Raw genomic sequence first — 24,077 nt, 5'->3', positions numbered from 1 at the left:
GGCGCGGGTTCAGACCTTGATGGCTGCTAACTGTTTACGCGCACGGGAGATGGCCCGCTCCATCAGGTAGGCGTTTTCAAACGCGCGCATGCGCTTAGCCTCGCACAAACGTTTGAGCATGCGCGCCGTCATGGTGACTGTTTCCTGATGCTTGGCGCCTTGTGTGAAGATGAAGAAGCTGCGGCCGGCGCTGATATGGGCCAGTCTTACCTTGTGCCAGCGGTCGCCGGTATGCATTTGATAGGCAAAGCCCAGTTGCAGATGTTCGATCAGCAACTCGCCTTCGCTGGGTTCGGGGGCATCAGTAGAGGCTGGCAGGCCCTCGATGCTGATGTCCACGGCTTGCAAGGGCGCGTCGGCGCTCAGATCGATGTCGATTTCACCCGACCAATCAACGCCGGACTCTTTGATCAGGCCCAGCGACGTGGCCTCGGCGGCACTCAAGCGCGCCGACAGGTCGGCATCTTGAGGCATTGCGCCCACGCTATCGGCACCTAAATCTTGTTCGGCCGGTGGCGCGCTGCCGAAAACGCCGTCGAGTTGCTTGGAAAGCAAATTGGCTTCGAGCGCGCTGAGGGCCTGGCCCTTCAGTGATTCGGCATGGGCGGGCAGCAACTGACCGAAAAAGGCGTTGCGAGCAGGCTCGGGCCAGGCGATCAAATCCAGGCCTTCGTTGAGGGTTTGCATCAGCTTGGGTAGGGCGCCTAAAAAGAGCTGTCTTTGCGCCGTGCCGGCCTTGGGCTGCACACTCATGACCAAGTCGCGGCCAAATTGCCTGATGCGTTGCGTGCGCTCCGGCGCGCTGGCGCTGTCGCGGCTGACCAGCACAATGACCTGACTCCAGGCCTGCGACAAAAAGTCGCGGATGAAGTCCGGCATGGCGACTGGCGTCAAGGCGGATTGCAGCTGCTTCGCATACATCTGCTGCAGGCGCAGATCAACTTCTTTACGAGCCAGCAGGGCGGCGGCATCCCCTTGTGAGCTAAGCGCCTTGCCGACCTGCTCTGCAATGAACTGTTCGAGCGCATCGAGCTTGCTCTCGTAAACATCCATGCGGTCGAAGTCGCCGTTAGCAACTTCCTGCACCAGTTCCCGCACATGGGCCAAGAAGGCCAGCCCGGGGTCTTCGCTAAAGTCGTCGAAGGCACAGGCGAGCGATGCCATGCGGTTGATGAAGCGGCGTACCGGATGGCGGCGGGACGAGAAGAAGGTCTGATCACCCAGTGCTGCCCGCAAGACCGGCAGTTGCAGGCTGGCCAGCAGCCGCGCCATCTGTGGCGGCACTTTGGGGTCGGACAGCACTTGATCAAACAGACTGCTGACGACGTCGATCACCATGTGATCAAGGCGGCCGGTGGCTGCTTCGCGCAGCTCCTCTCGGTGCAGATGGATCAAATTGGGTGGTGCCGCGCCTTGCCAGCTGGAGGCGCTGAAGTCTTCGCTCCAGCGAGCGCTGTTGGCCAGATCGACTGGCTGAGCGTAGCCGTCGCCCGCTGGGTTGTCGCCGGTGGTGGCCCAGCCGGCCGGTCCTGCACCACCTGGGCCGGCTGGCCCGGCTGGCACTTGGGCCAAGCGGCGCAACAAGTCCATCAGCTGAGCATCGACGGCGCCCAGGCCGCCCGAGCCTTGGGCTGTGTAGCCTTGCGGCCCGCCGCCAAACTGACCGCCACCGCCACCGCCACCGCCACCGCCAAAGCCGGTGCTATGTCCGCTGCCATGACCACTGTTGTAGCCGCTGCTGTGACCTCTGCTGTGACCGTCACCATGTCCACCGAAAGTCCCGCCGCCATGTCCCGAGCTGCCAAATCTGCCGCCGCCGGTGCTGACCCCTTCGTCCAGCGCGCCTGCTTGGCTGTGCGCCGATAGTCCATGCGCGCGGCTGGATGGGCTGGCCTCGGAGCCTCTAACGCGTAAGTCTTGCGGGCGCAGGCCTCGGTTGCGGAACAACTCGGCAATATCGGCGTAGCAAACGCGCATTTCCTGTGCCAAGGCGCGGGTCAATTCATCGATCAGGATTTGCCGGGTGTCGGCCTCGTCGGTGACCGCCTGAACGGCGGTCAGCAAGGCCTGGCCGATCAATTCGGGGCGCAGTGGATTGCGCTCTCCGATGCTCAGGCCTCCCATATAGGACTCGACCTCGCGCAACTCCCACTCGCTTTGATGCCCGATGGCCAGGCCGATGCGGTCGCCCACTACCAGAGCGTCGACCTGCTCGTCATCCATCAAGGACAGCTCACCCCAGTCCTTCTTGCCAGTAGGCCGAGCGCCCGCTTTGACGGTTTGCTCCTGGTCCAACTGCGTGCGCAGCGACAAGTAGAACTGCTGACCAAACAAGGCCTGCTGTTTACGGAACAAATACTGCGCCGCCAACAGTGCTTCGCGGCGTTTCACTTGCCCGGCAGAGAGAGCTGACAGTCCCAAACCTTCCGCGCAGCGTTCGGCCGCTTGGTCACCTGCCGTGCGAACGCGCTGGACGGCGGCTTCCAGATGAGGGTTCAGTCGGCTGAGTTCGGGCGCATTCATGGGGTCGGTGGGCGATCTTTGTAGCTTGATTGCCACAGTCTATAGCAGCAATTATCGAGCTTATATCGCCCGCCGGGGCTTGGTTCAGCGCGTTGGCAGGCCCCACGTGTCAATTAGCTAACGCCTTATTGCGCTGAAACTTTCACTTACACATGTGGCCGCCAATGGTGACCCCTGCTTAGCGCTTCAAGGAATCCCGAATTTCGCGCAGCAAGACGATGTCTTCGGGTGTGACGGCAGCAGCTTCGGGCGCTGCTGGCTCGGCTCGTTTGAGGCGATTGATTTGCCGAATCATCATGAAAATGATGAAGGCCAGAATGATGAAGTTCAGCAGCACGGTGATGAAGCTGCCGTAGGCGAAAAGGGGTACGCCGGCCTTGCTGAGGGCTTCGTAGGTGGCGGGGCCCTTGTAATCGGCCGGAATACTGCCCAGGGTGATGAAGTAGTTCGAGAAATCCAAACCGCCGACGATGCGGCCAATGACCGGCATGATCAAGTCCTTGACGATGGAGTCGACAATCTTGCCAAACGCGCCACCGATGATCACGCCCACAGCCAGATCAACCACATTGCCCTTGACGGCAAATTCCCTGAATTCTGACAACATTCCCATAAATCGCTCCGATGAAGGCCCCTGGGGCCGATGAGTAATTGGACGGACATTCCTTCAGCAGCTTGTCGTATGCATGATGATTGGCCGCCCTAGATTGCGTAAAGCGCCGACATTGTCGTGTGAAAATACATCGGTGTAACGATGGCGCCGCGAATAGGCGATGCCGTCCGTTAGAATCTCGGGTTGACCCCGATCAGAAGTGAAGTCTCGTTTGAGGATGCCCATGAGTGACCAGCAAGTGGACCACGGTAAGCGTACATGGCTAATAGCCACAAGTTGCGCCGGCGCCGTTGGCGGTGTAGCCGTCGCAGTACCTTTCGTCAGTTCTTTCGCCCCGTCCGAGCGCGCTAAGGCCGCCGGAGCCGCGGTGGAAGTCGATATCAGTGCCATCAAGCCGGGCGAGAAATTGACCGTCGAATGGCGTGGCAAGCCTGTTTGGATCGTGCGCCGCACGCCCGAGCAAGTGGCCGCCCTGAGCGGGCATGACGGCGAATTGGCCGATCCCATGTCCAAACGGACTGCGTTCCCGACGCCGGAATACGCCAGGAACGAGGCTCGTTCGATCAAGCCCGAGTTCATGGTGGCGGTTGGTATTTGCTCGCACCTGGGTTGCTCGCCCAGCGAGAAGTTCACGGCCGGCCCTCAGCCTTCGCTGCCGGACGACTGGCGCGGTGGCTTTTTGTGCCCATGCCACGGTTCGACCTTTGACTTGGCAGGTCGCGTGTTCAAGAACAAGCCGGCGCCCGATAACCTCGAAGTGCCTCCGCATATGTACCTGTCCGACACCAAGATCATCATTGGTGAAGACAAGCCGGCGTAATCGCCGCATTAGGCTAAAGGACAGAGGTCAACATGGCTGAATTCAAAGAAGCTCCCGCAGGCGCACCAATGGGTGAGCAACTCCTGACTTGGGTGGATAACCGCTTCCCTGCGAGCAAGCTGTACAAAGAGCATTTGTCGGAGTACTACGCTCCGAAAAACTTCAACTGGTGGTACATCTTCGGCTCGCTGGCCTTGGTGGTGCTGGTGATTCAAATCGTCTCAGGTATTTTCCTGGTGATGCATTACAAGCCCGACGCGGCGCTGGCGTTCGCCTCGGTCGAGTACATCATGCGTGATGTGCCTTGGGGTTGGTTGATCCGCTATATGCACTCGACCGGTGCCTCGGCGTTTTTCATCATCGTCTACTTGCATATGTACCGGGGCCTGATTTATGGCTCCTACCGCAAGCCGCGCGAGTTGGTGTGGATCTTCGGTTGCGGCATCTTCTTGTGCCTGATGGCCGAAGCCTTCATGGGTTATCTGCTGCCGTGGGGCCAGATGTCCTACTGGGGCGCGCAGGTGATCGTGAACTTGTTCGCTGCCGTGCCCTTTATTGGCCCCGATCTGGCTTTGCTGATTCGCGGTGACTTTGTGGTGGGTGACGCGACGCTGAATCGCTTCTTTGCCTTCCACGTGATTGCGGTGCCGCTGGTGCTGCTGGGCTTGGTGGTCGCGCACATCATTGCGCTGCACGAAGTGGGTTCGAACAACCCTGACGGCGTTGAAATCAAGGGCCCCAAGGCGCCCAAGGATGCCAATGGACACCCGCTGGATGGCATTCCTTTCCATCCGTACTACAGCGTGCATGACATCTATGCCCTTAGCCTGTTCTTGATCGTATTCACGTCCATCGTGTTCTTCGCGCCTGAGATGGGTGGCTACTTCCTCGAGTACAACAACTTCATCCCAGCCGATCCGCTGAAGACTCCGGCTCACATTGCGCCGGTCTGGTATTTCACGCCGTTCTACTCGATGCTGCGTGCCACCAATGACACGCTGATCAACGTGCTGGTCGGCATCATTGGCCTGTCGGCGATCTTGGCGGTCTTGAAGGGTAGTTTCTCTGGCAAGGCCAAAGTGGTGGTCTTGGTTGCTGCCTTGGTGGCAGCCGCGCTGCTGAAGACGTTCGACGCCAAGTTCTGGGGCGTGGTCGTGATGGGCGGCGCGGTCGTGATTTTGTTCGTGCTGCCTTGGCTGGATCACAGCCCGGTCAAATCGATCCGCTATCGCCCTGACTGGCACAAGTATGTTTACGCCGTGTTCGTGGTGCTCTTCTTGATCCTGGGTTATCTGGGCATTCAGCCGCCTACCGATATGGGTACGCTGGTGTCCCAGATTGGCACGCTGTACTACTTCGGCTTCTTCCTCTTGATGCCTTGGTGGAGCAAGCTGGGTACGCCAAAGGCTGTACCTGACCGTGTGACCTTCCACGCCCACTGAGCCACGGAGTACAAAGAATGAAAAAACTCATCGCGACTTTGCTGACTTGCTTTGGCTTGGTGTCCGGCGCGTTCGCTGCTGCGGGCGGCATCGAATGGGACAAGTTCCCTAGAGAAAAGATGCAGGATATGGCGGCGCTGCAGAATGGCGCCAAGCTGTTCGTCAACTACTGCCTGAACTGCCACTCTGCTGCTTTCATGCGTTACAACCGCATGCGAGACATCGGTTTGACCGAACTGCAGATCAAGAACAATCTGATGTTTGCCACCGACAAGGTCGGTGACACCATGAAGATTGCCATGGATCCACGTCAGGCCAAGGATTGGTTCGGCGCGGCCCCGCCTGATTTGACCGTTATCGCACGCTCGCGTGCCGACGGCTCCAAGGGTTCGGGCGCTGACTATCTCTACACCTATCTGCGCAGCTATTACGCTGACGACACGAAGGCCACGGGTTGGAATAACCTGGCCTTCCCAAGTGTGGCCATGCCGCATGTGTTGTGGGAATTGCAAGGTGTTCGCGGCGCCACTTTCGCCGAGGAGACCGATCCCCATGACCACGCCAAGAAGATCCATATCTTCAAGGGCTACGAGCAGCTGACACCCGGCACCATGACAAACGCTCAATACGACAATGCCGTGGGCGACCTGGTGGCTTACCTGCAGTGGATGGGTGAGCCGGCGCAGGGTCAGCGCTTCCGTCTTGGCGTGATGGTGCTGTTGTTCTTGCTGGTGTTTACCGTCTTTGCATGGCGCCTGAATGCGTCTTACTGGAAAGACGTGAAGTAATCGATCAGGCCTGGGCTTTGCCCGGCCGAAAGCGCAGTGGGATGCTTGAGAAAGCTCCCACTGCGTTTGCGTTTTGTGTGGATTTGTTCTTGAAGTCCGCCACCCTTTTCACCTCACTCTTTGGGAGCCTGCCGCCATGATGGTGCTTTATTCTGGAACCACCTGCCCTTACTCGCATCGCTGCCGCTTCGTGCTGTTCGAAAAGGGTATGGACTTTGAAATCCGCGATGTGGACTTGTTCGCCAAGCCCGAAGACATCGCCTTGATGAATCCGTACAACGAAGTGCCGATTCTGGTTGAGCGCGACTTGATTCTGTACGAGTCGCACATCATCAATGAGTACATCGATGAGCGCTTCCCGCATCCGCAACTGATGCCCGGCGATCCTGTCGCGCGTGCTCGCGTGCGTCTGTTCTTGCTCAATTTTGAGAAGGAATTGTTTGCTCACGTCAACGTGTTAGAGGGCCGTAGTCAGACCGCTAAAGCGGCCGACAAGCAGTTGGAAAAGGCGCGCTCGCAGATCCGCGATCGCCTGACCCAGTTGGCGCCGATCTTCTTGAAGAACAAGTACATGCTCGGCGACGATTTCTCGATGCTGGACGTGGCCATTGCGCCGCTGCTCTGGCGCTTGGATTACTACGGTATCGACATGTCGAAGAACGCGCTGCCGCTGCTGAAATATGCTGAGCGGATTTTCTCGCGCCCAGCCTATATCGAAGCGCTGACGCCATCCGAAAAGGTCATGCGCAAGTAAGCGGTTGGCATATGGAACAAAGCAGTGAGAACGGCGGGTCGGGCAGTGCATCGACCCGGCCATACCTGATACGGGCCTTGCACGACTGGTGCACCGATAACGGCTTCACGCCCTATATTGCGGTCCATGTCGACAGGTTTGTGCAGGTGCCGATGGAGTATGTCAGCAACAACGAGATCGTCCTCAATGTCGGTTTCGATGCCACTAGCAGCCTAGAACTGGGCAATGAATTCATCCAGTTCAAGGCCCGTTTTGGCGGCACTGCGCGGGAAATCATTGTTCCCATCGACCATGTGGTGGCCATCTATGCGCGTGAAAACGGGCAGGGCATGGCTTTCCCGGCGCCTGATGTGCAAACTGCACTAGGGCCGGTTGCAAGCTCGGCTGCTCCTTCTGTTTCTTCTTCTTCCGCGTCTGCGGAGTCGATTGAGCAAAGCGGCCCAGCGGCAGGACGTCCTGCTGCTACTCCCTTGCGTTCGGTAAAGCTGACCCCGAGTTCGGAATCGAATTCGGTCGAAACCAAGCAAGAGCAGGGCGAGGCGAGTGTTGCTGCAGTGCAGGACGGCGACGAACCCGATGCACCGCCACCGAGTTCCGGCAGGCCTTCATTAAAACGCATTAAGTAGTAGACAGCCTCGAAATTCAAGGCTATACTCTTGGTCTTCGCCGGCTTAGCTCAGTTGGTAGAGCAACCGCCTTGTAAGCGGTAGGTCATCAGTTCGAATCCGATAGCCGGCACCAAAGTTAAAAATACCGCCTTCACAGGCGGTATTTTTTTGCCCGCAAGAAATTGGCTGAGTGGCTATCGCTCGGTCAGCCCATCAGCCGCACCGAACTACTGCTGCACCTTCACCCGAACCTTGGCAGGCTGCAATCCTGCTTCTTCAATCAGTTCTTGCAACCGAGGCTGCAAGTGGCGTAGTTTTGCGGCGACTGCGGCATTGGCGGCCAGCAAGGTCCAGCCGTCCTCGTCAACCGGGCCTGGGCGAACAAATCGCGTCAAGGCGCCCGGCAGGCAAGGTTTGATCAATTCCATGCGTCGGTTCGATTCGCGCATCAAGAGACTCAAACGCGCCAAGCCCTCGTGCTGCTGTATGGCGCGCGCAATTGCCAGCGGTTCAGGCACTTGCTGAGCACTTCGATTCTTCGGCCGGGGACTGTAGGGGGCACGCATCCCTGCAGTGTATGCCCGAGGGCTGCTGCCACGGGACTGCCTTCACTCAGATGCTAAACTGCCGGACCCTTGGCGCTGGCTGCTAGTGAGCGAGATGGGGGTGGTCCTATTGCAGTGCGCTGAATGCGCCTCATATGGGCCAAGCATCAAGAAGAATTCAGGGGCCTAGCTCGGGGCAAACAAGAGAGTTTGTTTGCCTATAGCGACCGCCAACCCCAGGGGGCGGCCATGCCGCTCCCAGAACTTACGATTCAATCATCACGCTGCATGTTGCCCAAGCTTCTCACCCAGATTTTCGGTAGCCGTAATGAGCGCTTGCTTAAAGGCTACCGCCGCACCGTCCAGCAGATCAATGCGCTGGAGCCGCAATTCGAGGAACTCGATGATGCCGCTCTGAAGGCCAAGACCGAAGAGTTCAAGCAGCGTTTGGCCAAGGGCGAAACCTTGGACTCTTTGCTGCCTGAAGCGTTTGCGGTTGTTCGCGAAGGCGGCAAACGTGCGCTGAAGATGCGCCACTTCGACGTGCAGTTGATTGGCGGCATGGTGCTCAACGCCGGCAAGGTCGCCGAGATGGGGACCGGCGAAGGCAAAACCTTGATGGGAACCTTGGCGGTCTACCTGAATGCCTTGACCGGCAAGGGTGTGCACCTGGTGACCGTCAATGATTACCTGGCCAAGCGCGACGCCGAATGGATGGCGCGGCTCTACAACTTCCTGGGTCTGACGGTTGGCGTCAATTTGGCGCAGATGTCGCGTGAAGAGAAGCAGGCCGCTTACGCCGCTGACGTGACCTATGGCACCAATAACGAATACGGCTTTGACTACCTGCGTGACAACATGGTCCACGAGGTGTCGGACCGCGTGCAGCGGCCGCTGGCGTTCGCCATCGTTGACGAGGTTGACTCGATTCTGATCGACGAGGCGCGCACGCCTTTGATCATCTCCGGCCAAGCCGATGACCAAACCGATGTGTATCTGGCCATCAACAAGGTCGCGCCGGGCCTGAAGAAGCAAATCGGCGAGTTGGATATTCGCACCGGCGAAGGCGTGATCGAGCCGGGCGACTTCACCGTCGATGAGAAGTCGCATCAGGTCTATCTGACCGAAGACGGCCATGAAAACGCCGAACGCCTGTTGAGCGAAGCGGGTTTGTTGGTGGAAGGTGCGAGCCTCTACGACGCCGGCAACATCACGCTGATGCATCATCTGTATGCCGCGCTGCGTGCCACCCATATCTATCACCGCGACCAACATTACGTGGTGCAAAACGGTGAGGTCATCATCGTTGACGAATTCACCGGCCGCTTGATGACAGGTCGACGCTGGAGTGACGGCCTGCACCAAGCCGTGGAAGCCAAAGAGGGCGTGGCGATCCAGAGCGAGAACCAGACGCTGGCCTCGATCACCTTCCAGAACTTCTTCCGCATGTACGGCAAGCTCTCGGGCATGACCGGCACAGCCGATACCGAGGCCTACGAGTTCCAGGAGATTTACGGCCTGGAAACGGTGGTGATTCCGCCTAACCGTCCAACCAAGCGCAAGGACGAACAGGACTTGGTTTACAAGACCACGTTTGAAAAGTTCCACGCCGTCGTCGCCGACATCAAGGACAGCCATGAACGCGGTCAGCCGACCTTGGTCGGCACCACCTCGATCGAGAACTCCGAGTACATCTCCAAGCTGCTGACGGCAGAGAAATTGCCGCACAAGGTGCTCAACGCCAAGCAGCATGCCCAAGAGGCGCTGATCGTGGCACAGGCAGGGCGGCCCGGCATGATCACGATTGCGACCAATATGGCCGGTCGAGGCACCGACATTGTGTTGGGCGGCAATGTCGAGAATCAGATCAAGCTGATTGAAGCCGACGCCAGCGTTGCCGAGGCCGACAAGGCCCTACAGATTCAGACGTTGAAGGATGAGTGGGCCGGCCTGCACGAGCAAGTCAAGGCCGCCGGCGGCCTGCGCATCATCGCCACCGAGCGACATGAAAGCCGCCGCATCGATAACCAGTTACGTGGCCGTTCGGGCCGCCAGGGTGACCCTGGTGCCTCGCGTTTCTATTTGTCGCTGGACGATCAGCTGATGCGTATCTTCGCGGGTGACCGTGTGCGCGCCATCATGGACCGCCTGAAGATGCCCGAAGGCGAGGCGATCGAGGCAGGCATCGTCAGCCGCTCGATCGAAAGCGCGCAGCGCAAGGTCGAGGCGCGCAACTTTGACGTACGCAAGCAGTTGCTCGAGTACGACGATGTGTCGAACGATCAGCGCAAGGTGATTTACCAACAGCGCAATGACATCCTCGAAGCGCAAAGCTTGGTTGAGCAAATCAACAATCTGCGCGCCAGCACGCTGGGTGATGTGGTGCGCAGCTTTGTGCCTTCCCAAAGCGTCGAAGAGCAGTGGGACCTGCCCGGTCTGGAACGCGTCTTGCGAGATGAATGGCAGCTCGAGGTGGCTTTGACGGCCATGGTCGACAAGAGCGACTCCATCACCGATGAGGATGTGCTGGATCTGGTTGTGAAGACCGGCGACACGGTGTTTGCCGACAAGGTGGAGCGTGTTGGCATCGATCAACTGACGCCGTTCATGCGCATGGTCTTGTTGCAAAGCATTGACCAGCATTGGCGCGAACATCTGGCTTCGCTGGACTATCTGCGCCAGGGCATTCACTTGCGCGGCTATGCGCAGAAGAACCCCAAGCAGGAGTACAAGCGCGAAGCATTCGAGTTGTTCTCGCAGTTGTTGGATGTGGTGAAGATGGAAGTCACCCGCACGCTGATGAATGTGCGCATCCAGTCGCAAGAAGAAGCCAACCGGGCGGCCGAAGCCATCGAAGCCCGCGCCGAGCGGGTCAGCAACGTCACCTATACGCACCCCAACGAGGACGGCTCGGTGTCGCAAGACGCGGCCCCCGACTTCGATGCCGGCAAGTACGGCCATGTGGGGCGCAACGACCCCTGCCCTTGCGGCAGCGGCAAGAAGTTCAAGCTTTGCCACGGCAAGCTGGCCTGATCGCTAGGTCTTCAGCTCAGCTGAGCATCTAAAAAGAAAGGGCCGCGTCCGGCAAGGATGCGGCCCTTTTTGCTTCTTGGCGCGGCTGCACATGAAAAAGGCTCCCGTAGGAGCCTTTGTTTTGCGGGCGAAATCTGCCTGCTATTTAAGCGCCAATCTTGCGGCGGCGTGCCATAAAGCCAATCACGCCCAAGCCGGCCAGCAGCATGGCGTAGGTTTCTGGCTCGGGGACGGCGGAAACATTTCGGAAGGGCTCATGGCCGATTTCTACTTGCGCGGAAATGGAATTGGCGATGATTGAACCTTCGATATGACCTGTGCCTATGACGTTGGCTTTGGTCGCCAAGATAGTGCCGTACGTAAAGGTCCGAATGTCGACGCTGGTTGCGTCAACCAAGTTGAATAGAACGCTGCTGCGCAGGGCATTCAACTGGCCGTCTTGACCACCCGAAAACGTCAGCGCCTCCTGCCCCCACACATTCACCAATACATGGGCGCCTTCTTTGACATTCGCCAAGACGAGGTTGCCTAGCGGGCCACTTGACACGTTAAATACTTGCACATCGGCTTTGTTGTCGCCCGTCAGGTAGAGGCCACCCCATTTGCGCTCGACCAAGCCATTTGAAGCTTCGGCCGCTAGCGTTGAAGACAGTGTCGTAAGTTGAGTCTTGGCGGCGCCAAAGTCGATCACATTGCCTTGACGCAAATCATGTGGTGAGGAGGAAGTATTGGTACCGCCGTAGACACCATAGCCAATTGGCTTCTGCCAACTAGTAATAGGCCCAACGGTAGCATTGGTGTCGATGTTGTTCCCCGGACCCTTGTTGATCTGGCCTGAGCCAAGTTTTACGTTGCCGCCAACGACCAAGCTTGGTCCGTCAACATCAGCCGATGTGCGGTAGCCGAAGGAAAATCCGGTTGTATCTAAATTTCCGCCGACAGCAAACTTGCCTTCAACGTCCATGACTTTGGTGGCATTGCCAAAGAAGAACCCGCTGTAGTTCTTGGCAACACCCAGATCCATCACCGGCAGCGCCTGTGCCGCACCGGCCAGCAAGGCCATCGCTGCGATAGAAACCAACTTCAGACCACTTGCACGATTCAACATTTTGCTTTTCACCTGAAACACCTCGATTAGATGAGTTTTCGATCACAGCGGAGGATGCCCCGCCATGCTCAGAATTCTAGGGAAAGCACCGATGAAAAGTGCGGTCGAGCGGAAGTGGTATTGCTTTGGTTTGTGCGCTTTGCACGAAAACGCGAACTTGAATGGATGAACTGCCAGGTCTTGGCCTGCTTGTTCAGGTCCAGCGGACGGAGTAAAGGCTCTTGGCTGCTGAATGGCTCCCTGAATCAGCCGCCCAAGCCGCGGCCCGGCGGGGTGCTCAAGGGTTCACAAATGACGGCCTATTTGGTCAGGATCAGTTTGCCCAAGGCCGTCAAGCGCAGGCGGTAGAGTTGCTGGCCATGCTCGATTTCAATCTCTGTCTCATTGCCCAAAAGGCTCTGGCTGCTGATTCTCTTGCGTGAATCCATCAGCGTCAGCCCAGGCGTGGGCCTTGCCCTTGGGTCGCAATCATTGGCAGCCGCAGGGGCGCCTGCTGCTTTGTCGGTGGAGGTAGAGGTCTGCATGTTCGCATCTTAAATGCGAATGATTCGCACTGGCAATGAATTTCTGCAAATTTGGCTTGATGCTTGCGCGCCCTTGCCTTGCAAACGCTTCTTCTTCACCCTAAAAATTCATGGTTTTGCGTTGGTGAACTTCCGCACACCGCGCACAATAGTTGCAGATTCATTGAGGAGACTTCCATGCAAGGCGACGCAAAGGTTTTGGACTATCTGAATGCACAGCTCAAGATCGAGTTGACTGCGATCAATCAGTACTTTTTGCACTACCGGATGCTCAAAAATTGGGGCTTTGAGCGTTTGGCCAAGCATGAGCATGACGAGTCGATCGAAGAAATGAAGCATGCCGACAAGCTGATGGATCGCATCCTGATGCTGGACGGCCTGCCGAATTTGCAGGACTTGGGCAAGCTCTATATCGGCGAAAACGCCGTCGAAGTCTTGCACTGCGATTTGAAATTGGAAGCGGGCTCACAGCCCGGGCTGAAAGAAGCCATTGCCTATTGCGAGTCGGTGCGTGACTATGTTTCGCGCGAAGTGCTGTGCAGCATCCTCAAAGACACCGAAGACCATATCGACCATTTAGAAACCCAGATCGGCCTGGTCGCGCAGCTGGGCGAGCAGAACTGGCTGCAGTCGCAAATGGGCGGGGCCGGGTCCTGAGCTTCAGAAAGCCGCCGTTCAATCTCCGATGAATGGGATGGCTTTTTGAATGACATTGAGAAACATTCGCATTTGCGTTAAAGTCCAGGCAACTCAATACGAGTTGCCTTTCTTTCGCTTAGCCCATGATTGTTTGTCTGTGCCGCCGAGTCTCCGATCGCGACATCCATGCCCAAGTGGCGTCCGGCGTCAGCAATTTCGAGCTCTTGCAGGATGAAACAGGCGTGGCCAGTGCCTGCGGTTGCTGCGGGGACTGCGCACGCGAGATTTTTGATGCGGCACTGGCCAAGAGTGGCTGTGCCGGCGCCTGCCGTAGCGAGCGGGCGGCCTGGGCCGTGGTCAGCCTGCGCTGAGTCGCTAGAGGCTTAATCGCTCAACTAGGCGCTCAAATCGCGCGGGCTAGGCCGCGCCAAATAAAACCACTCCTGGCCCGGCAAAGCCTTGCTATTGGGGAACACGATGCGGCCATCCGCAGCCGCCAGCACCGCGCTACCGTCGTGACGCGTGCCAATTTTCTGGCCTTTCGAGATCGCGTCAAAGCTGGTCCAGGCTTGCTCGAAGCGGTCGTCCGAGTGCTGCCTGTCGATCACCTCATACAGCTGCAGCACTTCGGCGGGCCGGCTCGGCTGCTGCGCCGGAGCAGACTCGGGCGATATCAAACCGAGCAGGGCCATGCTGCGCAGGATGGCCAAACGTGCCACCTCGGGCGCCTGCGGGTCGAGATGCTGACCACATTCCAAGGTGACACCGTAGCCACCTTGGCTGCGCATGTATTCGGTCGTGCCGACGCCGTAATGCGGGTCCAGGGTCAAGTCTTGCCTTGGGGCGAATGCTTCGTGCTTGTTTGCCGCACGCCGGCGCAGACCCAATTCATAGGTGGATAGCCAGCCTTCGACAATACGCGCGGGCCCCAGGCATTTGGCCAGTGCCGCTTCGGCGCTGGCATGCGCAAAGGGCTCAAGATCGCCCGCGTTGTCCTGCGGACCTAACATCACAAATGCTTGGCCTTGGCTCTGGAAGGAATGCAGATCCAGCAAGACATCATGGCTGGCCAATAGCGGGCACAGCCGCGCGGCGACGCGGTCCTCGAAATCTTGCGCAATCACGGCCGGGTGCAGGTTGCGGTTCAAATTGCGCTCGCCTTCGCGGCGGCCCAGTTGGTGGGCCAGCGGGTTGGCGATGGGCACAAAGGTCAGCGTCCCGCGCAGCAACTGCAAGGCACCGCTGTCCAGGGCGGCCATCACCTGCTCGATACCGCTGACGCCGCAGGTCTCGTTGCCATGCACAGCCGCGGTCACCAGCAATTTGGGGCCGGATTTGAGGCCCGCATATTGGTGGATGCGCAGATGGGTGGGGTGATTGTCGAAGCTCATGCGGCCTTCTCTGTATAGGTATCGGGTGAGTGTATTTTGGGCCCGCTGCGGCCTTGCGTCGATGAGCTAATCGGCCAGCGGCCATATGGCGAAGTTATGGTTGCCGCCGCTGCTTTCATTGGCTCCGGTGCATGTTTGTGCTTACGCTGACGCATCAATCAAACCTAGAAGAATCCCGATGCAGCATTGTGTGGTGATTGGCGGCGGCATCGTCGGCTTGACGACAGCCTGGGCCCTGGCCGAGCGGGGCTTGGCGGTGACCCTGGTCGAGCGTGCGAGCCAGGTTGCTGCGGGTGCCAGCCAAGCCAATGGAGGGCAGTTGAGTTATCGCTATGTCTCGCCCTTGGCCGACGAGGGCGTGCCGCTGAAGGCGCTGCGCTGGCTGCTGGATGCCGACGGCCCCTTGCGTTTCAAGCCCGAGTTGCGCTGGCAGCAATGGTCGTGGATGTTTGACTTCCTGCGTGCCTGCCGAGGCCCGGTCAACCGTCGTATGACGGACCGCTTGCTGGCGCTGGGCGCCTACAGCCATGCCGCTTTTGACGCCTTGCGAAGTGAGGCCGGTCTGGATGAGATCGCCTTGCGCGAGCCAGGCAAGCTGGTGGTCTACCGCAAGCCGCAGGAGTTCGCGCGCGTGGCGGCTCGCATCGCCGCGCAGGCAAATGCCGGCAAGGTCGGGCCGGAGCAGGCCTTGTCGCATGATGAGTGCGTGGCGTTGGAGCCGGCGCTGGGCTTCAGCGATGCCCATTTGGCCGGTGGCATCTTCACCGCCGGTGAGGCGGTGGCCGATTGCCGCCGGGTTTGCGACTTGCTGCTGCAGCGACTGCAAAAGCACACCAACTTTCGCGGTCTGCTGCGTGCCAATGCCGAGGGCTTCGTGCTGCGCGCCGGCAGTGCCGTGGCGCTGCGCAGCAGTGCAGGAGAAATCGCCGCCGAGCACTTTGTGCTTGCCGCCGGCCTGCAGAGTCGGGGCTTGGGTTTGAGCGCCGGCATCAAGCTGCCCATCTACCCTTTGAAAGGCTATAGCCTGACGGCGCCGATCGCTGCGCAACATCGCCCGCCCCTGGTCAGCGTGACCGACTTTGAGAAAAAAGTCGTTTACGCCCGCATTGGCGAAAGCTTGCGGGTAGCGGCCATGGTCGACCTGGTGGGCGATGACGAGCGCATTGACCCGGCTCGCATCGCCTCGCTGCGTCGCACCGTGTTGGCCACCTTTCCCCAGGCCGCCGACTATGCGCTGGCCACCGAATGGGCCGGGCTGCGCCCGGCGACGCCCAGTGGCGCGCCGATCTTGGGCGCTTCGGGCGTGCGCAATTTGTGGCTCAATGTCGGCCATGGTGCATTGGGCTTTACCTTCTCGTTTGGCACGGCCAATATCGTGGCCGAACTGGTCGCGGGGCGCGCCAGCCCGATCGACCTGCAAGGTCTGCAATATCCCTGAACCAGCGGAGCCGCAATGAGGCATGAAGACTTGGCGCAGCTGCTGCTCGCAGCCGTGCGCGCGCAGCATTTTGAGGCCACGCCCGATGCGATGCAGGGCGGCGCGCCGCTGGCGCAGTTCCCCAGCATAGACCTGGCGGTGGCCGCGTTTGCGCCCGGCGCAGCGCCGGTGTTTGCCAATGTGCTGTTCTCGCGCGAGCAGCCCGAGGGACTGATTGCCGATCTGGGGCCAGCGGCGTCGGTGTCAAACATCCGTTTTGTGGCCGATCTGCAAGACGAGCAGGGCCGCTCCATCGCGTGGTTGCCGGGCAGTGATTGGTCCGGCCTGCCGTGGACGCCGCTGACGGGCAGCGGCCCGCAGCGCTTTGTGGCGCCTTACCCGGCCTCCTTGCTCAAGCTGATGGTGTTGGTCGGCGTGGCGAGGCTGGTTGATCAAGGACGCAGTGACTGGGCGGCGGTTTTGAGTTTCGACGGCAGCGCTCGCCCCTTAAGCGATTGGGCTTTTGATATGACGGCGATCAGCTGCAATCGCTCGACCTCGGCGCTCATCATGCATTTGCACGCCTGCGGCGCGATTCGGCGCGAGGGTTCGGTCGAGGTGCATAACGAGTTACATCTGCTGTTTGCTGAGCTTGGCCTGAGCAGCTTGCGGCTGGCCAATACCCGCGCCGACGGCGGCTGGGGCAATGCTGCCGGTGCCGGCGTTGGGCATTTGCAGATGACCGCGTGGGACAGCTTGCGCCTGCTCTGGTTGCTGGACGCGCAGGCGCCGCCCGCCCCCTGGTTGCCGGCTGGCCATGCGCCACTGCTCGGCGCCAGCCATGCCCATGTGATGTTCTGCCTGGAGCAGCAGTCGCTTCATGAGGTTTTGTCCAGCGCGTCCTTGCTCGGCTTGCCCGGTTGGGTGCCTGGGCTGCCGGCGCAGCTGCCGCAGCGTTGGCAAAGTAAGGCTGCATCAGAGTCAGAATCGATGCCGGCGGCCGAAGTGCTGTTTGCGCACAAGACCGGCAATACCGAAAACTACACAGCCGACGCCGGCATCGTGCGCGGCCTGGCCCCTGCCAAGCGCCATTACCTGATTGCGCTGACCAGCAATCTGGGCAGTCGCTACGCACCCGATCCACGCGCCGCCACGACCTGGAAGCTGCCGGCATTGGGCGCGGCCATAGACAGCGGCTTGCGGGCCTATTTGGGCAGCTGATTTGGAGACTGATTTGAACGATCTGCCGTTGTTCTCCCCCTTGCCTCAGGGCGCTTGCCTGGCCGTGATCGCGCCGGCCGGCCCGCCCAAGCCGGGGCAATTGGCGCAGGTGCCGGACCTGTTGGCTGCGCATGGTTTCAGGGCCAAGGTCTTGCCGGGCTGCGCAGGCCCGGCGTTGCTGGGCCATCTGGCTGCCAGTGATGAGCAGCGCCTGGCCGATTTGCACGCCGCCTTTGCCGACCCCGAAGTGGATGCCGTGCTGTGCCTGCGCGGCGGCTACGGCTCGGCGCGTTTGCTGGCAGCGATCGACACGCAGCTGATGCGTCGTCATCCAAAGTTATTGATTGGCTTCAGCGACATCACCGCCTTGCACGCTTTGCGCGACGGTTTGGGTCTGCCTGGCCTGCATGCGCCGATGCCGGCCTCGAATTTGCTCGACGATGATGCCGGCGATGATGCGCAGGCCTTGTTCGGCTTGCTGCACCGGGGCCTGCGGGTCGGTGATCTGCTGGCGCCGGCCTTGCCCGCGCATGAACTCAACCAAGGCGAGGCCGTGGCGGGCCGCTTGATCGGTGGCAATCTGGCGGTCTTTACCGCGCTGCTCGGCACGCGCTGGGCGCCCCGAGCCGAGGGCGCCATCGTGTTTTTGGAGGAGGTGGGCGAAGAGCCTTACCGGGTCGATCGCATGCTGTGTCAGCTGCGCCAGGCCGGTGTGCTGGACGCTGCGGCGGGCTTCTTGATCGGCAGCTTCAGTGAGGCTGAATCGGCCGAAGCGGTGCTGGCCGACTACCTGCCTGTCTTGAACAAGCCCATCCTGGCCGGCTGGCCTGCCGGGCATTGCCGGCCGCATCTGCCCTTGCCGCTGGGTTTGCCCGTCATGATGGATGTGCGCGCACGCAGCTTGCGCATGCTTTGAAGCGCACATCGAGCTGACATAAAAGAAGCCCCGCGGCGCAAGCTGGCGGGGCTTTGTTCACAGCACTTGGGCCGCCGCAGCGGCCCTGAGTTTCGCTTGAAGCTGTATTACTTGAAGCTGTAGTCCACCAGCAAGGTGAAGGCGCGGCCACGCGGATCGGCCACACGAGGGTCCCAGGAGCTGCCCGAGCCGAGATCGGCGTCGTAGTAAGCGCTGAACGGTGGCTTGGTGTTGAACAAGTTCTTGATGCCGCCGGTCACGCTCAGGTTCTTGAAGCCGCGATAGGTGGCCGAGAGTTCATAGACGATATAGGACTTGACGTCGGCCTGCCAATTGGCCGGCTTGACCGTGCCGTTGGCCACGCCGGGCAACACCGCGTCGGTATAGCCGCCGGTATAGCGCTGCGTGAAGGTGCTGCTCCAGCTGTCTTGGGCATAAGTGAGGTTGGCCACATGCTTCCAGCGGATGCCGGGGTCGTCATAGCGGTTGAACTGTCCCAACTCGCTCGGGCCCCAAGGGTCAGTATCCGAGATGCGCGACTTCTTGTTCAGCAGGTAAGAGCCCTCCAGGCTGGCCGACCACGTGCCCGCCAGCGCTTTTCCGCTGGTGGAGGCGCTCAGCTCCAGGCCTGAGGACTTGGCTCCGCCGGCATTGAACCAGCGCTGGTCAACGCCGACTAGGTTGCCGCTCGGATCACGCAAGAAGCGATCCTGGAAGCGGCTGTAGTTGTTCTTCAACTCGTCCAGCGAGGGCGTGCGAATCGCGTCGCTGCGCTCGATCTGCCACCAATCAAGCGACAGCAAGGTCTGCTGGAAGGGCGCCAGGACCAGGCCAAAGGCCGCTTGCTTGGAGGTCTCGGGGCCCAGCTTCATATTGCCGCCGTTGACGATGTCCGGGAACACCGCCACGCATTTCGGATTGTTCGGGTTGACCACCAAGCTTGGGCAAGCGGCCGGGTCGACCAGGTCTTTGCCGTCAAAGGGTGAGCGCGTGGCGCCGTTCAAGGCTTGGTTGAAGGTGGGGACCCGAAAGCCGGTGGAATAGGAGCCGCGCAAGGCGAGCGATTCCACCGGGGCGAAGCGCGCCGAGACCTTTGGATTGGTGGTGCGGCCAAAGCCGGTGTAGTCATCGGTGCGCACGGCGGCGGTGACTTCCAGATTCTTCAGCACCGGGATCATCAACTCGCCATAGGCAGCCTTGACATCGCGGGTGACGCCGTCCACCGCATTGCTGGAGTCAAATGGTGCGGCGATCACCACCGCGCCATTGGGCGCACCGTCGGCGCCCTTGAAGTTGAACTTCTCGCGCCGCAGGTCAAGGCCGACGGCCGCCATCATCATGCCGGCCGGCAGCTTGGCGACCGGCCCGCTGGCCGAGAAGTCGCCCTGCAGGACCTCGAATTTGCCGCCATACAGGGTCACGCCGCGGGCCGAGGCGGCCTCCAGCGCGCTCAGGCCGGCCGCACTTTGCGCCTTGCCGGGCAGCAAAAATGGGTCGAGATTGCCGGACCCGATGGCGGCGACCATGCCGTCGCGGAAGTAGTAGCCACTGCCGAGCTTGGACTTGTCATCGCTATAGGCCGAGGAGACGCCGGTTTTATAGTCCCAGCCGGCCCAGGGCAGCGGGCCGTCCAGACCAACGAAGAAGCGTGCCGATTCGGTCTCGGTGGCAATTTCGCGCGGGCCGCAATCCATGCAACGCCAGCGGAATGCAATCGGGTTGCCCTTGTTGGCCGCGATGCTGGGGAAGACCTTGACGATCGAATCAAACACGGCGTTGTATGAAGCCCCGGTGCTGGGGTAGAGGTATTTGTTGGTGCTGCTGGAGATCAGCTGGACCTCGGAGAACTCCTTGGCCGAGTCAATTTTGGCGCCGACGAATTCGGCCGTTAGCAGATGCTCGCCAAAGCTCTTGCTGAGGCGGCCGACAAAGCTGGTGTTGGTGACCGGCTGCTGCAGCGTGGCCGACACGCCCGTGTCCCAGGCGCAGCCATATTCGGTGCCCGGCGAGGCCCAGAGCTTGGCGTCGTAGGCTTGCGAGTTAGGCATGGTCTGGCAGCCCGCAGCGCCGGGCAAGCCCAGCATATTGATGCCGTTATAGCGCTGCGTGCCGCCGGGCAGCAGCACGCCCGAGCTGCTGGGGCTCAGGATGGTGGTCAGCCCTGCGCGGGCAAACACCGTGGCGACCGGGGTGCCGCGCGTATCGACCGACAAGCCGCGGTCGGGCTGGAAGGTATTGACGAAGTCGCGCTGCGTGCCCTTGAGGATTTTGTTCTCGGTGCGGGCCAGCGCGAACATCGCGTTATAGCCATCGGTGGCCAGATTGCCGATGCCGCCGGAGGCCGACAAGCGGGTGATATTGCCGCCGCTTTCTTGGGCCATGTCGGTGAAGGCTTGGACATTGAGGCCGCTCAAGTCCTTCTTCAAGATGAAGTTGATGACGCCGCCGATGGCGTCGGTGCCGTAGAGCGCGGAGGCGCCGTCCTTGAGAATTTCAACCCGCTCGATCGCGGCCATCGGAATGGTGTTGAGGTTGACGGCCGTGCCATTGAGGCCGTGGGCAGCGATGCGCCGGCCATTCAGCAGCACCAAGGTATTGCGCGAACCCTGGCCGCGCAGGTTGGCGAAGCTCGCCCCGTTATTGCCCCGCGCATCGCCGCCGACCACGTCGGACTGGCTGGCCATATTGTCCAGGCCATTGCCGTTGGAGGTGATGCGGCCCATCAGCTGCTCGGCCGAGACGATGCCGTCACGCGCCAACTGCGCCGCTGTGATCACTTGTACCGGCAAAGCGCCTTCGTCTTGCAGGCGCTTGATGCGCGAGCCGAGCACTTCAACGCGTTCAATCTTCTGCACCGCCTCGCTGCTTTGAGCCAAGGCCATGCCGCCGATCAAGCTGAGGTGGCCGCCGAGGCCGATCAGCGCGAGTTTGCGTGTCAAGGTGTTCAATTTCATCGGGAAGCTCCGGGACTAGAGGAAGGATGGGGAGGGTGGGGTGTTGCAATGTCCAATCCATGATCCGTTAGGACTGCGGCGCCGGCCAGAGGGGTTGACCGCATTTGTTGCTTAGATCGCAATGAATGCTTGAGGTGCACACATAACCTGTTGGAATGCGCCGGCGTGGGGCTATGCCTGCAACAGACGCAGGGCGCACAAGAATTCATAGGCCAAAGTCGGTCGCCGCCTCGACCTAAGGCTACATTGGCGCTTGTTAGGCCCAGGCGTGTGGATATCCGACCTGGGCTTTGTCTTCAGAGCTTGCCGCGACACCACATGCCATTGAACAACAAAGCCGAATTCCGCCGCATGGCCCAAGTCCTCAGTCTTGCCGTCTTGTCCTTGGCGCTGGGGGGCTGCGCCGGCATGCGCGCCGCGCCGACGCTGCCGGCCGAGGTGACGCAGGCGATGGCCGAGGCCGGCGTGGCGCAGGCAACGCTGGGCGTGGTTGCCTATCCGCTGCATCACCGCACACGCGCCTTGCAGCTCAATGCCGAGCTGGCCATGCAGCCGGCGTCCACCATGAAGATCGTGACCACGCTGGTGGCTCTGGACCGTTTGGGACCGAACGCGCGCGGCCGCACCGACCTGCTCGCTGCCGCGCCCTTGGTGGGCGATGTGTTGCAGGGGCCGCTGTATCTGCGCGGCGGAGCCGATACCGACCTCGACTGGGGCGCGCTGCAAATGCTGCTGCGTGAACTGCGCGAGCAGGGCGTGCGCGAGATCCAAGGCGGCCTGGTGGTGGACCGCAGCCTGTTTCGCCCGGCGCGTTTGGACATTGGCCTGGCGCCCTTCGACGAAGCGCCGGAATTTGCCTATAACGCCGTGCCCGATGCGCTGAATCTGGGCGGCGCTGTCTTGAGCTTTCGGCTCAGCGCGGATGCGGCGACCCTGCGAGCCCGCGTCTCGCCGGCCTGGCCCGGCATCGAGCTGGATACCTCGGCCATGACGCTGAACGACAAGCCCTGCAAGGACTGGGATGAGGACTGGCTGACGCCGCAAGTCAGCAGCACATCGCAAGGCCAACGCATCCAGTTGGGTGGGGCCTTCCCGCGCAATTGCCGCCAGACTACCGAGCTGAATCTGCTTGATCGCCAATGGCTGACGGCGCAGGCGCTGCGGCAGATGTGGCGAGAACTGGGCGGAGTGATGGGCGGCGCTGTCGAATTGGACCGTGAAGCAGTCACCCCGAGCGACGCGCGTCTATTGGCTAGCCATCAGGGTCGGCCCTTGGCCGAGGTGCTGCGCGGCATGATGAAGCGCTCGGACAATTTGCTGACGCGCCTGACCTATCTGCGCCTGGGCGCGGCGGCGGCCCAGCCGGGCGAAGTCACGCGAGTGGCGGCCGAGCGGGCCGTGCGTGACTGGTTCGCTGCCAAGGGCTTGGACAGTGCCGGCCTGGTGCTGGACAACGGCTCGGGCTTGTCGCGCAGCGAGCGCATCAAGCCGGCACAGCTGGCGGCCGTGTTGGCGCAGGCTTGGGACTCGCCTCATGCGCCCGAGCTGCTGACGACGCTGCCGGTGGCAGGTGTGGACGGCACGCTGAGCCGGCGCTTTAAAGGCGCGCCCGCCGAGGGCCGCGCCCGCATGAAGACCGGCACGCTAAATGAAGCCGTTGCCTTGGCCGGTTATGTGCGGGACGCGCAAGAGCGCCCTTGGGTCGTCGTCGTCATGCTCAATGGCCCTGACACCGGCGCCAAGGGGCGGCCGGTGCTGGATGCCTTGGTGAATTGGGTGGCACGCCAAAATGATTGAACAGCGCCTTTGGCTTTTCGACTTCAAACCTATGCAAATTGGAACGCACATCGCTCGCGCCTTGAGTCAAGGTCTGTTCCTCGGGTTTTTCCTCGGGATCTTCCTTGGATGGGGGCCTGCTATGGCGCAAGGCCAGGAGACTGCGGCCGAGCTGCCGGCCGCCAAGACTTTGTTTGGCAAGGTGCGCAGCGCGGCCGCCTTGCCGCCGCAGACCATAGGCTTTTACTCCCGGGGCTGTGTGGCAGGAGCGCAAGCGCTGCCGCTGGATGGGCCGCATTGGCAGGCGATGCGGCCCTCGCGCCAGCGCATGTGGGGGCATCCGGACTTGATTCGTTTTGTCGAGCGTTTTGCGCCGCTCGCGGCGCAGGCCAGCGGCTGGCCGGGCATTCTGGTCGGCGATATCGCGCAGCCGCGCGGCGGCCCTATGTTGACCGGCCATGCCTCGCACCAGCTGGGCCTGGATGTGGACATCTGGCTCAAGCCGATGCCGGCCCAGCGCATGACGAGCGCGCAGCGCGAGCAAGTCTCGTCCATCACGGTGGTGCGGGCAGATCGTTTGGACGTGGACCGGGCGAGTTGGACGCCCGGCCATCAGGCCGTGCTGCGCGCTGCCGCCGAAGACCCTAAAGTTCAGCGCATTTTCATCAATGCCGCCATCAAGCGCGCGTTGTGCCGCAGCGCCAAGGGCGCCAGTTGGCTGCGCAAAATTCGCCCCGAGCATGGCCATGACTATCACTTCCATGTGCGCCTGTTCTGCCCCGAGGGCGACGCGCAATGCAAGGCGCAAGACCCGACCCCCGAGGGCGACGGCTGTGATGCCTCCCTGGATTGGTGGTTCACCGATGAAGCGCTGCACCCGAAGCCACCTGCAGTGAAGCCTGCGCCGCTGACCATGGCGGATCTGCCGGCTGATTGTCAGCAGGTGCTGGAGGCGCGCTGAGCGAGCCGCTCTAGTGGGCCTTAGAGCGCCCTAGAGCACCCTAG

General features: G+C 60.9%; 20 protein-coding genes and 1 tRNA gene. 14 read left to right on the top strand and 7 right to left on the bottom strand.

The window, feature by feature from the left end; all coding sequences use genetic code 11:
• Positions 1 to 9: 9 nt before the first annotated feature.
• Together LNV08_RS14975 and mscL are read right to left on the bottom strand one after the other, a co-directional pair.
• A complete protein-coding gene (locus LNV08_RS14975) occupies positions 10 to 2,523 on the bottom strand; it encodes a DUF1631 domain-containing protein (RefSeq protein ID WP_263534525.1) in 2,514 nt (837 codons plus the stop codon).
• 178 nt (positions 2,524 to 2,701) lie between these two features.
• A complete protein-coding gene (gene mscL / locus LNV08_RS14970) occupies positions 2,702 to 3,136 on the bottom strand; it encodes a large conductance mechanosensitive channel protein MscL (protein ID WP_263534524.1) in 435 nt (144 codons plus the stop codon).
• A gap of 223 nt (positions 3,137 to 3,359) precedes the next feature.
• On the opposite strand from mscL, the gene petA reads away from it, so the two are divergent.
• From petA to LNV08_RS14940, 6 genes are all read left to right on the top strand, one after another.
• Positions 3,360 to 3,956 (top strand): ubiquinol-cytochrome c reductase iron-sulfur subunit, encoded by a 597-nt coding sequence (gene petA, locus LNV08_RS14965; RefSeq protein ID WP_263534523.1) that lies wholly within the window; start codon positions 3,360 to 3,362, stop codon positions 3,954 to 3,956.
• 32 nt (positions 3,957 to 3,988) lie between these two features.
• Positions 3,989 to 5,398, top strand: a complete 1,410-nt coding sequence (locus LNV08_RS14960) for a cytochrome b (RefSeq protein ID WP_263534522.1) — start codon at positions 3,989 to 3,991, stop codon at positions 5,396 to 5,398.
• Between the two features lie 17 nt (positions 5,399 to 5,415).
• A complete protein-coding gene (locus LNV08_RS14955) occupies positions 5,416 to 6,186 on the top strand; it encodes a cytochrome c1 (RefSeq protein ID WP_263534521.1) in 771 nt (256 codons plus the stop codon).
• A 136-nt stretch (positions 6,187 to 6,322) separates the two neighbouring features.
• Positions 6,323 to 6,940 carry a glutathione S-transferase N-terminal domain-containing protein gene (locus LNV08_RS14950; protein WP_263534520.1) on the top strand — a complete coding sequence of 206 codons (618 nt, stop codon included), beginning with the start codon at positions 6,323 to 6,325 and terminating at the stop codon, positions 6,938 to 6,940.
• Between the two features lie 11 nt (positions 6,941 to 6,951).
• A complete protein-coding gene (locus LNV08_RS14945) occupies positions 6,952 to 7,566 on the top strand; it encodes a ClpXP protease specificity-enhancing factor (protein ID WP_263534519.1) in 615 nt (204 codons plus the stop codon).
• A gap of 39 nt (positions 7,567 to 7,605) precedes the next feature.
• Positions 7,606 to 7,681 (top strand) — tRNA-Thr (locus LNV08_RS14940).
• A gap of 94 nt (positions 7,682 to 7,775) precedes the next feature.
• Here LNV08_RS14940 and LNV08_RS14935 read toward each other — a convergent pair.
• Entirely contained in the window at positions 7,776 to 8,114 is a 339-nt protein-coding gene (locus tag LNV08_RS14935) for a hypothetical protein (protein WP_263534518.1), read from the bottom strand.
• Between the two features lie 267 nt (positions 8,115 to 8,381).
• Here LNV08_RS14935 and secA point away from each other — a divergent pair, with 267 nt between their 5' ends.
• On the top strand, positions 8,382 to 11,126 hold the full coding sequence (secA, locus tag LNV08_RS14930; protein ID WP_318014128.1) for a preprotein translocase subunit SecA: 2,745 nt from the start codon (positions 8,382 to 8,384) through the stop codon (positions 11,124 to 11,126).
• Positions 11,127 to 11,271: 145 nt separating this feature from the next.
• Here secA and LNV08_RS14925 read toward each other — a convergent pair whose 3' ends face one another.
• Complete coding sequence (locus tag LNV08_RS14925; protein WP_263534517.1) at positions 11,272 to 12,255, bottom strand: choice-of-anchor A family protein; 984 nt, start codon at positions 12,253 to 12,255, stop codon at positions 11,272 to 11,274.
• A 278-nt stretch (positions 12,256 to 12,533) separates the two neighbouring features.
• Entirely contained in the window at positions 12,534 to 12,758 is a 225-nt protein-coding gene (hemP, locus tag LNV08_RS14920; protein ID WP_263534516.1) for a hemin uptake protein HemP, read from the bottom strand.
• A gap of 177 nt (positions 12,759 to 12,935) precedes the next feature.
• Here hemP and bfr point away from each other — a divergent pair, with 177 nt between their 5' ends.
• Positions 12,936 to 13,415, top strand: coding sequence for a bacterioferritin (gene bfr, locus LNV08_RS14915; RefSeq protein WP_263534515.1), 480 nt, complete (start codon positions 12,936 to 12,938; stop codon positions 13,413 to 13,415).
• Positions 13,416 to 13,540: 125 nt separating this feature from the next.
• A complete protein-coding gene (locus LNV08_RS14910) occupies positions 13,541 to 13,768 on the top strand; it encodes a (2Fe-2S)-binding protein (protein WP_263534514.1) in 228 nt (75 codons plus the stop codon).
• A 24-nt stretch (positions 13,769 to 13,792) separates the two neighbouring features.
• Here the strand turns inward: LNV08_RS14910 and LNV08_RS14905 are convergent, their stop codons facing one another.
• A complete protein-coding gene (locus LNV08_RS14905) occupies positions 13,793 to 14,788 on the bottom strand; it encodes a succinylglutamate desuccinylase/aspartoacylase domain-containing protein (RefSeq protein ID WP_263534513.1) in 996 nt (331 codons plus the stop codon).
• Positions 14,789 to 14,873: 85 nt separating this feature from the next.
• Here LNV08_RS14905 and LNV08_RS14900 point away from each other — a divergent pair, with 85 nt between their 5' ends.
• The 3 genes from LNV08_RS14900 to LNV08_RS14890 are packed head-to-tail and all read left to right on the top strand — an operon-like array spanning position 14,874 to position 18,342.
• On the top strand, positions 14,874 to 16,226 hold the full coding sequence (locus LNV08_RS14900) for a D-amino acid dehydrogenase (RefSeq protein ID WP_263534512.1): 1,353 nt from the start codon (positions 14,874 to 14,876) through the stop codon (positions 16,224 to 16,226).
• Between the two features lie 15 nt (positions 16,227 to 16,241).
• Entirely contained in the window at positions 16,242 to 17,426 is a 1,185-nt protein-coding gene (locus LNV08_RS14895; protein WP_263534511.1) for a class A beta-lactamase-related serine hydrolase, read from the top strand.
• Positions 17,427 to 17,439: 13 nt separating this feature from the next.
• Complete coding sequence (locus LNV08_RS14890) at positions 17,440 to 18,342, top strand: S66 peptidase family protein (protein ID WP_263534510.1); 903 nt, start codon at positions 17,440 to 17,442, stop codon at positions 18,340 to 18,342.
• A gap of 107 nt (positions 18,343 to 18,449) precedes the next feature.
• On the opposite strand, the gene LNV08_RS23075 is transcribed toward LNV08_RS14890, so the two are convergent.
• Positions 18,450 to 21,296 carry a TonB-dependent receptor domain-containing protein gene (locus tag LNV08_RS23075; protein ID WP_318014127.1) on the bottom strand — a complete coding sequence of 949 codons (2,847 nt, stop codon included), beginning with the start codon at positions 21,294 to 21,296 and terminating at the stop codon, positions 18,450 to 18,452.
• 318 nt (positions 21,297 to 21,614) lie between these two features.
• On the opposite strand from LNV08_RS23075, the gene dacB reads away from it, so the two are divergent.
• Together dacB and mepA are read left to right on the top strand one after the other, a co-directional pair.
• Positions 21,615 to 23,093 (top strand): D-alanyl-D-alanine carboxypeptidase/D-alanyl-D-alanine-endopeptidase, encoded by a 1,479-nt coding sequence (dacB, locus tag LNV08_RS14875; protein WP_263534509.1) that lies wholly within the window; start codon positions 21,615 to 21,617, stop codon positions 23,091 to 23,093.
• A gap of 121 nt (positions 23,094 to 23,214) precedes the next feature.
• On the top strand, positions 23,215 to 24,033 hold the full coding sequence (gene mepA, locus LNV08_RS14870; protein WP_263534508.1) for a penicillin-insensitive murein endopeptidase: 819 nt from the start codon (positions 23,215 to 23,217) through the stop codon (positions 24,031 to 24,033).
• Positions 24,034 to 24,077 lie beyond the last annotated feature (44 nt).

This window comes from Paucibacter sp. TC2R-5 (genome assembly GCF_025717605.1).
Taxonomy (GTDB): Bacteria; Pseudomonadota; Gammaproteobacteria; order Burkholderiales; family Burkholderiaceae_C; genus Paucibacter_A; species Paucibacter_A albus.
This window is presented reverse-complemented; position numbering and strand designations above follow the sequence as displayed.